The organism is Syntrophobacterales bacterium (genome assembly GCA_019429105.1).
Taxonomy (GTDB): domain Bacteria; phylum Desulfobacterota; class Syntrophia; order Syntrophales; family UBA5619; genus DYTH01.
Genome location: JAHYJE010000068.1, coordinates 1 through 8,132 on the forward strand (window position 1 = coordinate 1; position 8,132 = coordinate 8,132).

An 8,132-nucleotide genomic window follows, 5' to 3' on the forward strand; every position below is an offset into this window, starting at 1 on the left:
GTTTCAGGCTGCCGATCACACAACTGATATAGCCCTGCTTGATGTTGTGGAAGCGGCAGACGGCCATGATCCCGCCGATCAGGTCAGTGCCGGGCCGCAGCCTCGCTGCAACCAAACGGCCACATGTCCCTCCCGCTGATAGAAATCTTGCCTTATTGTCTACCGTGGGTTACCTCTTCCATGAGCATTATTTTCACTGCTGAAGGCAAACCCGAAATACTGTGAAACCGGGGTGAATCTGTGCCGTCAAAAGTGAACTGTCTGGATCGAAAATGTCCAACAAGATTGAAGAATGCCGCTCTGGTTTGTCAATCGCAAAGAGCAACTACCGTGCCATCGCCCGAAGGCACCGAAAACACCGGCCATGCACGATATCTGCAACCGAATCCAATTCAGCAATGCATGATCTCCACACAGTGAGAGATGGATTCCCCTCCAAGCGGGCAAGAGATTTCCTTTTAATTCAAATAATTCCAACAGCCGATGCCGTTATGCATCACCAATGGAATTTGGCATCGACGCAATATTTACTCCCAATCTCTTCATTTTTCTTATGACCGTAGACTGGTTAATACCTAATTCCTTTGCCATTTTATAGCTGCTGTATCCCTTCTTTAAGAAATCCTGGAATAATCGTCGTGCAACATTTTCCAGGATAACTTTCAGCCCAACGCTTTGGTTTTCCTGGCAACCGGGGATGTTTGCTCTATCGCAAAATACATCGGACAGCATATCCATCGTTATTCGCTCGTTCGGCGCCAAAATAATCAGGCGTTTCATCAGGTTTTCCAACTCTCGTATATTGCCGGGCCAAGCATAATTCAGAAATGCATTCATGACTTGCGGTGATATTGTGTTGGACGTTTTGTATTTATCATTAAACTTCCGGAGAAAATGGTCTACAAGGGGAAAGATTTCATCCTTTCTTTCAACCAGGGGAGGAATTTTGAGACCTACAACATTGATTCGATAAAACAAGTCCTTTCTGAATTGATGATTCAGGACCATCTCTTCCAGTTCTCTATTCGTAGCCACGATGATCCGGGCCATCAGTTCGATTTCTTTCGTTCCTCCCACCCGGGTAAATTTCATATCCTGCAAGGCCCCGAGCAATTTTGTCTGCATGATCAAGGGAAGTTCCCCGATTTCATCCAGAAACAACGTTCCCCCGGAAGCAATTTCAAACAGTCCGATCTTTCCATCTTTTCCGGCGCCGGTGAATGCCCCTTTTTCGTATCCAAACAGTTCGCTTTCCAGCAAGTTTTCCGGAATGGCGCTGCAGGTTATTTTAACAAACGGTCCCGTTTTGAACTCGCTGTTGTTATGAATCATTCTTGCCAGAACTTCCTTGCCGGAACCCGACTCTCCCGTAATGAGGACGACCGTATCCGTTACCGCTGCCTTTAAGGCGGTTGAAACAATAGTCTTCATGCTGGGACTTTCAGTAATAAATCCATCGACATTCAGGTATTCACTCCGCAAAAGGATGATTTCGGAATAATAGCGTTCCGACAGTTCCTTCACCTGCTCCAGCTGGTCTTTCATCGCCAATAGTTCAGTGATATCAAGGACGTTTGATACTATTCTGACGATATTGTTATTTTCATCAAATACGGGCGTCGACGTAATAATCACCTTGTTGCCGCTTTTCAACTCCGGCATGGTTGTCGCGGGTTGCCGGGGTTGCAGGGCTTTGAGGGTCGCCGATTCCGATATGTATCCTTTATCAATGACTTCCGGCATAGACATGCCCATGATTTCTTCGGCACTGATCCCTGTAATGCGGCAATAGGCTTCATTGTATTTGTTTGCCACCCCGTTTTTATCGGAGATAAACATCCCGTCATGAGAGAATTTGAAGGCGTCATACAAATCGTCGTTGGTTTTTTCCAGCAATTTTATTTTCGATATGTCGCGAAGGATGAGCAGCTTGAACGGCACATGATCATCAGGCCTGATTTTTCGATAGTTTGCCAAATAGCTGCGACCGTTCCATTCGCATTCATAATCACCTTGATCCCGGGTATCGGTTACATCCGGCAACGCTGCGCAAGAGAAGATTTGCGTTAATGGTTTGCCCAAAAGGGAGGAGGGAACAATACCTGAAACCTGCCCGGCTTTATTGACATCAACAACACATCCGCCCTCATCAACAACAAACACGATATCGGGAAGACAATCGATAATGGTCTTATAAACTTGCGTAAATCCAGACATAGGCAATGATAACGAAATCAATCTTGTCGGTTTTCAAACAACCCTCTGCCAAACGGCGCGCCCTTTTCACCTCTGCCGGTAGGTGACGGCACGCACCGCGTTCACCACATCTTCGATCTTGGGCAAAACGAAGTTCTCCAGACGCGGTGAAAATGGCATGGGTACATCCCTGGCGGCCACGCGCAGGACCGGCGCATCCAGATAATCGAACAGTTCACTGTTTATCCGGGCCGACACCTCGGCCCCGAATCCGCCGGAGAGACAGGCCTCATGAACGACCACCGCCCGGTTTGTTTTTTGGATCGAAGCGGCAATGGTTTCAAAATCGAGAGGTTTCAGGGTTCGCAGGTCGATGACCTCGGCATCGATGCCCATGCCGGCAAGCTCATGGGCCGCCTCCATGCTCATGTAGAACCCTGACCCATAGGTCAGGATGGTCGCGCTGCTGCCGGGGCGCTTGACGGCCGCCCTGCCCAAGGGGACAATATGTTCGCCTTCCGGTACGGGGCCTTCCCGGGCAAAAAGTTTCTTGTGCTGGAAGAAGATGACGGGGTCGTCGCTGCGGATCGCCGCCTTCAGAAGCCCCTTCACGTCGGCCGGTTCGCTGGGGACGACCACCTTCAATCCCGGCGCATGGACAAACCAGCTCTCCAGCGACTGGGAATGATGAGCCGCCGCACTCAATCCCGCGCCGTCCGGCGCCCAGATCACGAGAGGAACCTTCACCTGCCCGCCGAACATATAACGGATTTTGGCCGTCTGATTGACGATCTCGTCCATCGCGCAGGTGACGAAATCGGCGAAGTGCATATCCACGAACGGCCGCATGCCGGTCAGAGCCGCACCCAGTCCGGCCCCGACGATGCAGGATTCGGAGATGGGGGAGTCGATGACCCGGCCGGGAAACCTCTCCGGCAGGCCTTTGAACTGACCGAAAATGCCCCCATGCGCCACCAAATCCTCGCCGATGATGAAGATCGCCTCATCCCGGGCCATCTCTTCGGTGAGCGCCTCGCAAACCGCGGCAGCACAGTTTAAAATCCTTTCCGTCATGGGATATTCTCCGTTTTTCTATGGATTGACGAACATGTCCTCCAGGGCCTCTTCGGGAGCAGGCCACTCGCTCTGTTCGGCAAAAGCGACGGCCTCTGTTAACTCGTCATCGACCTGTTTCCGGATCTCTTTTTCCATTTCGCCGGTCAGAAGCTTTTTCTTCTTCAGGATGGAAGCAAAGCGGAGCAGGGGGTCTTTTTTCTCCCATTCGGCCACCTCCGCCTGCGTCCGATATTTTTGCGGATCTCCCTCGAAATGGCCGCGGCGCCGGTAGGTCTTGTTTTCAAGAAGGGTAGGGCCTTCGCCGCGGCGGGCCCGCTCGACCGCCTGGCCGGCAGCTTCATGGACAGCAAGGAGATCATTGCCGTCAACAGTTACCCCGGGGATATTGTAGCCGGCGGCGCGGGCGGCGATATCGGCAGCGGAACAGGCATAGGTTGTCGGCGTGGTCGAGGCGTAGCAGTTGTTCTCGCAAACAAACAGGATGGGGAGTTTCCAGATGGAGGCCATGTTCATCGCCTCGTGAAAAGTGCCGCGGTTCGAAGCGCCGTCGCCGAAGAAACAGACAACCACCTGATTGGTGCGGCGGAGTTTGATCGACAACCCCGCCCCGATGGCAATGGGGAAGCCGCCGCCCACCACGCCGTTGGCCCCCAGGATGCCCAATGAAAAGTCGGCGATATGCATGGAGCCGCCTTTCCCTTTGCAGTACCCCGTCTTGCGGCCGACGAGTTCGGCGATCATCTTCTTCAGGTTCCCGCCTTTGGCGATTACGTGGCCATGCCCCCTGTGGGTTGTGACGATATAGTCATCCGGTCGAAGCACCGAACAGACGCCCACCGACGACGCCTCCTGGCCAATGGAAAGGTGAATGAATCCGGGGATCTTGCCGGCGGCAAACAGCTCGCCAGCCAATGTTTCAAAACCGCGGATGGTCACCATGGTTCGGTATAGCCGACGCATTTCCCGGGTTGATGCAGAAGACTTCATAAATGTTCTCCTGGAACGCAGATCGCCACTCCAATTTTCTTGCATGTTTAAAGCATACGGCAGAGAGCCTTATGTGTCAAGGGGATTTGTTGCCTTGACAGGGTGTTTTCATTCTTTCAAACAACACTAATTAAATTATATACATAGAGAAAAAGCTGGACAGGCGCCTTCAAATGAAGTATACCGTCAGCCGGATTACACTTCATCAAGGGGGAATATCTTTGTTTAACCTGTCCGAAGTCCTTGTCCGGATTGTTCTTCCATTTGAAGAGCAACGTTTTAGCCAACTGATGCAGGAACATCATTATCTGGGCGCTCTTCCCAAGATCAGCGAGACGCTGTGGCATATTGCCGTTCATGGCGAACAATGGGTGGCTCTTCTAAGTTTTTCCGCTCCAGCGCTGAAGTGTGCATCAAGGGATCGGTGGATCGGATGGGATTTTCATCATCAGTACGACCGACTGAAGCTGATTACCAATAACAGCCGTTTCCTGATTCTGCCTGACTTGCATTTCCCCAATCTGGCTTCGCGCATTCTATCATTATCCCGCAAGAGATTGCCGAGCGATTGGCAGACTGCTTTTGGTCATCCGCTTGTTCTGCTGGAAACATTCGTGGACCCGCAGAGGTTCAACGGGACCATCTACAAGGCTGATAACTGGATCTATGCAGGCAACACCAAGGGTTTTAGGCGAATCAAAAAAGGTTACAGTGCGATTGCCGACTCCCCCAAAATGGTTTTTGTCAAGCCGTTGATTTCCAATGCCCAAACATTGTTGTCCCAACCAGTGATCGAACCAAATTATCGTACAGGAGGCAAGAAAATGATGATCAGCGCCCAAGAAATGGAATCTCTCCGCGACTTTTTTACCGGTGTCCCTGATCCCCGTCGAGTTCAAGGACGACGGCATAAAATTTCCACCATCTTAGCCATTGCCGCTGGGGCGACCTTGTGCGGCATGCGCGGCTATCTGGCCATTGCCGATTGGGCGCAAAGTCTTCAGGAAAAAGCAAGGAAACGCTTTGGCTGCCGATACCAAAACGACAAATACATCGTGCCGAGTCTCAATACCATCCGCGCTGTCCTGATACGTGTCGATCCTGTCCATATCGACCGCGCCATTCAGCAATGGAATCAAAAATATGGCAAAAATGACAATGCGTTGGCCATTGACGGCAAAACCATGTGCAACGCCATAGACAAACAGGGATATCAGGCTCACATCATGAGCGCGATTGGACACCAAACCAAGGCCTGCTACACCCAAAAAAAGTAGGAACCATCCCCGTATCCGAACAAGAGGTAAAACGCACAAACGAAATTAAAACTGCCTCTCCAATGCTTGATGCCATCGATATCGAAAATAAAATAATCACGGCCGACGCCCTTTTGACCCAAAGGGATTTTGCCCGATACCTTGTCGAAAAAAAACATGCCCACTACCACTTCACAGTAAAAAATAATCAATCCTCGCTTTTGGACGACATTGCCTTTGACTTCAAAGACCGCAAGGAACCCGATTTCGTTGCTTGCTCGCCTGCCGATCACGGCAGAATAGAAATCAGAAAAATCTGGACTACTGCCGAACTAAACGACTATCTCCAATTTCCTCATGTCGGACAGATATTCTGCATCCAACGAGAAATAACTCGAAAGAAAACAGGCAAATACTCCTGCGAGACCGTCTATGGAATAACCAGCCAAACGCCCGAACAAGCCGATCCGGAAAGTATCCTTGCCGTCAACCGGGGGCACTGGTGCATCGAAAACAGTTGCCATTACATCATTGACTGGAACTACGACGAGGATCGCAGCCGGATACGAACCGGATACGGGCCTGAGAACATCTCCAGACTGAGACGTTTCGCAGTTTCTCTCATCAAAGCTACAGGCGCTCGCAGCGTTGCTCAAAAAATGAGACAACTCGCGCGCAATGTCCGCCAAGTGCTGGATTATTTGAAAATGACAAAAAACTCCCGCCCCGTACATTAATCTCTTCGGGTTGCTGATTTTTGTCCGTAAGATGCCAAAACATACCCTGAGACGCTCCTTTAAGCAGGGTAAGGGCCAAACCACGCTCTTCGTACACGCTTAAACCCGGGATTCCCTCGTTAAACAGGCATGTGAAGCCTGACCATCCTTAGTTTTGATCCTTTGCGTTTCTCTCATACCTCAATATCGCGCATTTCCTTCCAGCTTGTCAGTTAGAACAAAATTACCGTGCCACCAACATAAATGACCTTGACACATATAAGCCGTTTTCATATACTCGGCCCGCCGAAAAAGCAAATTCCGGGGGGGGAAAAAAGATGCCATACGCAGTCACGGACGACGGGGTGAAACTCTATTACGAGGAGACCGGATCAGGCGTGCCGGTGATCTTTGTGCATGAATTCGCCGGAGACCAACGCAGTTGGGAGCAGCAAATCAGGTGTTTCGGCAGGCGCTATCGCGCCATCGCCTATAATGCGCGCGGCTATCCGCCCTCCGACGTGCCGGAGGCGGTCTCCTGCTATTCCCAGAACCGCGCCGCCGACGATATTGCCGCAGTGCTCGATCATCTCGGCATTGAGCGCGCGCATGCAGTCGGCCTGTCGATGGGTGGTTTCGCCGTGCTGCACTTCGGTTTCCGCCATCCGGAGCGCGCCCGCTCGCTCACCGTCTGCGGCTGCGGCTACGGCGCCGAGCCGTCGCAGCGCGAGCAGTTTCGCACCGAGGCTTCGACGATCGCCGCCTTCATCCAGAGCCAAGGGATGGCCGCCTTTGCGGACCAATATGCGTACGGCCCTACCCGCGTGCAGTTCGAGAACAAGGACCCGCGCGGTTTCGCCGAATTCAAGCGCCTGCTGGCCGGCCATTCCGCCGCCGGGTCGGCCAATACGATGCTTGGCTGCCAGCGCGAACGGCCGTCGCTTTACAACCTGGTGGATCAGATGAAGGCGCTGAGTGTGCCGACGCTGATCATGATGGGTGACGAGGACTGGCCCTGCCTGACGCCGGGGATTCTGCTGAAGCAGAACATCCCGGCGGCGGCCATGGTGGTCATGCCGAATTGCGGTCACGGCATTAACGTGGAGGAGCCGGGGATGTTTAACGCGATCGTCGGCGACTTCCTTGCGCAGGTGGAGAGCGGCCGCTGGCCCACTCGTGACCCCCGCGCGGTGACGCCGTCGATCACCGGCATGCGCTGAGCGAGGACCGGGAGGTTTCGCCGCAGTAACCGGCCTTGTTCCGGGGCTGTCAAGTTTTTACAGGCCGCGGCTGATCGATTTCTTTGCGCTTTCCGCCTTCAATTGATCTCCCTGGGCCGCTGCCTGTTCTTCTCCCCAGCAGGCTGCAGCACTCCTCCGTAAAGAGCGCCTTGAGCCCCCGGCTTTGCGCATAATTAACGGTTGTTTCATCTGGATAAGCGATCCCGTTCACTCCGCAATCTATCGCTGTCCTTTCCGCCCGTCGTTTGTAATTGCCCGGCGGTCGCGCGCAACCCAGGGTGATCGGTGTAGAGGGATTTAAAATCCGTGCGGTTGCGATGATTCGGGCCACTTCATCCAGCGCTGGCGGTTGAATCCCCGCCATCGCGGTTCCGCGTGCCGGGGTCAGAATAACCAGAACGATTGTTTCGGGATCAGCCTTTCTGATCATCTCTAGCGCCCGCTCTTCCCCCCGGATTTGACCGAAGTGCAGGCCAATTACGACATGGGGGGCGATCTGTAAGCCCGCGTCGCGGCAGTAGAGCATGGATTGCAGATAATCATCGGGTTTCCGGGTGAGGTGACAAACTTCGCGGATCGTGTTTTCAGCGCCGATGACATCCATCAATACCTGGTCCACCCCGGCCTCTTTCAGCCGGTTCGCGGTTTCCCGCTGAATC

General features: G+C 52.8%; 7 protein-coding genes. 3 read left to right on the top strand and 4 right to left on the bottom strand.

Going from position 1 to position 8,132, the window contains the following annotated elements:
* Positions 1-489: 489 nt before the first annotated feature.
* Genes K0B01_14220 through K0B01_14230 form a run of 3 tightly spaced genes read right to left on the bottom strand, consistent with a single transcriptional unit; the run spans position 490 to position 4,260 of the window.
* On the bottom strand, positions 490-2,238 hold the full coding sequence (locus K0B01_14220) for a sigma 54-interacting transcriptional regulator (GenBank protein ID MBW6487296.1): 1,749 nt from the start codon (positions 2,236-2,238) through the stop codon (positions 490-492).
* Positions 2,239-2,283: 45 nt separating this feature from the next.
* The gene (locus tag K0B01_14225) at positions 2,284-3,270 is read right to left on the bottom strand and encodes an alpha-ketoacid dehydrogenase subunit beta (protein MBW6487297.1); all 987 of its coding nucleotides are present in this window, start codon (positions 3,268-3,270) and stop codon (positions 2,284-2,286) included.
* Between the two features lie 18 nt (positions 3,271-3,288).
* Positions 3,289-4,260, bottom strand: coding sequence for a thiamine pyrophosphate-dependent dehydrogenase E1 component subunit alpha (locus K0B01_14230; GenBank protein ID MBW6487298.1), 972 nt, complete (start codon positions 4,258-4,260; stop codon positions 3,289-3,291).
* Between the two features lie 173 nt (positions 4,261-4,433).
* Here K0B01_14230 and K0B01_14235 point away from each other — a divergent pair, with 173 nt between their 5' ends.
* The 3 genes from K0B01_14235 (at position 4,434) to K0B01_14245 (ending at position 7,452) form a co-directional block, all read left to right on the top strand.
* Positions 4,434-5,537, top strand: a complete 1,104-nt coding sequence (locus K0B01_14235) for a DUF4338 domain-containing protein (protein MBW6487299.1) — start codon at positions 4,434-4,436, stop codon at positions 5,535-5,537.
* A gap of 62 nt (positions 5,538-5,599) precedes the next feature.
* On the top strand, positions 5,600-6,253 hold the full coding sequence (locus tag K0B01_14240) for an ISAs1 family transposase (protein ID MBW6487300.1): 654 nt from the start codon (positions 5,600-5,602) through the stop codon (positions 6,251-6,253).
* Between the two features lie 317 nt (positions 6,254-6,570).
* The gene (locus tag K0B01_14245; GenBank protein ID MBW6487301.1) at positions 6,571-7,452 is read left to right on the top strand and encodes an alpha/beta hydrolase; all 882 of its coding nucleotides are present in this window, start codon (positions 6,571-6,573) and stop codon (positions 7,450-7,452) included.
* 49 nt (positions 7,453-7,501) lie between these two features.
* Here K0B01_14245 and K0B01_14250 read toward each other — a convergent pair.
* The coding region (locus K0B01_14250) for a hypothetical protein (protein ID MBW6487302.1) at positions 7,502-8,132 on the bottom strand (631 nt) is incomplete at its 5' end.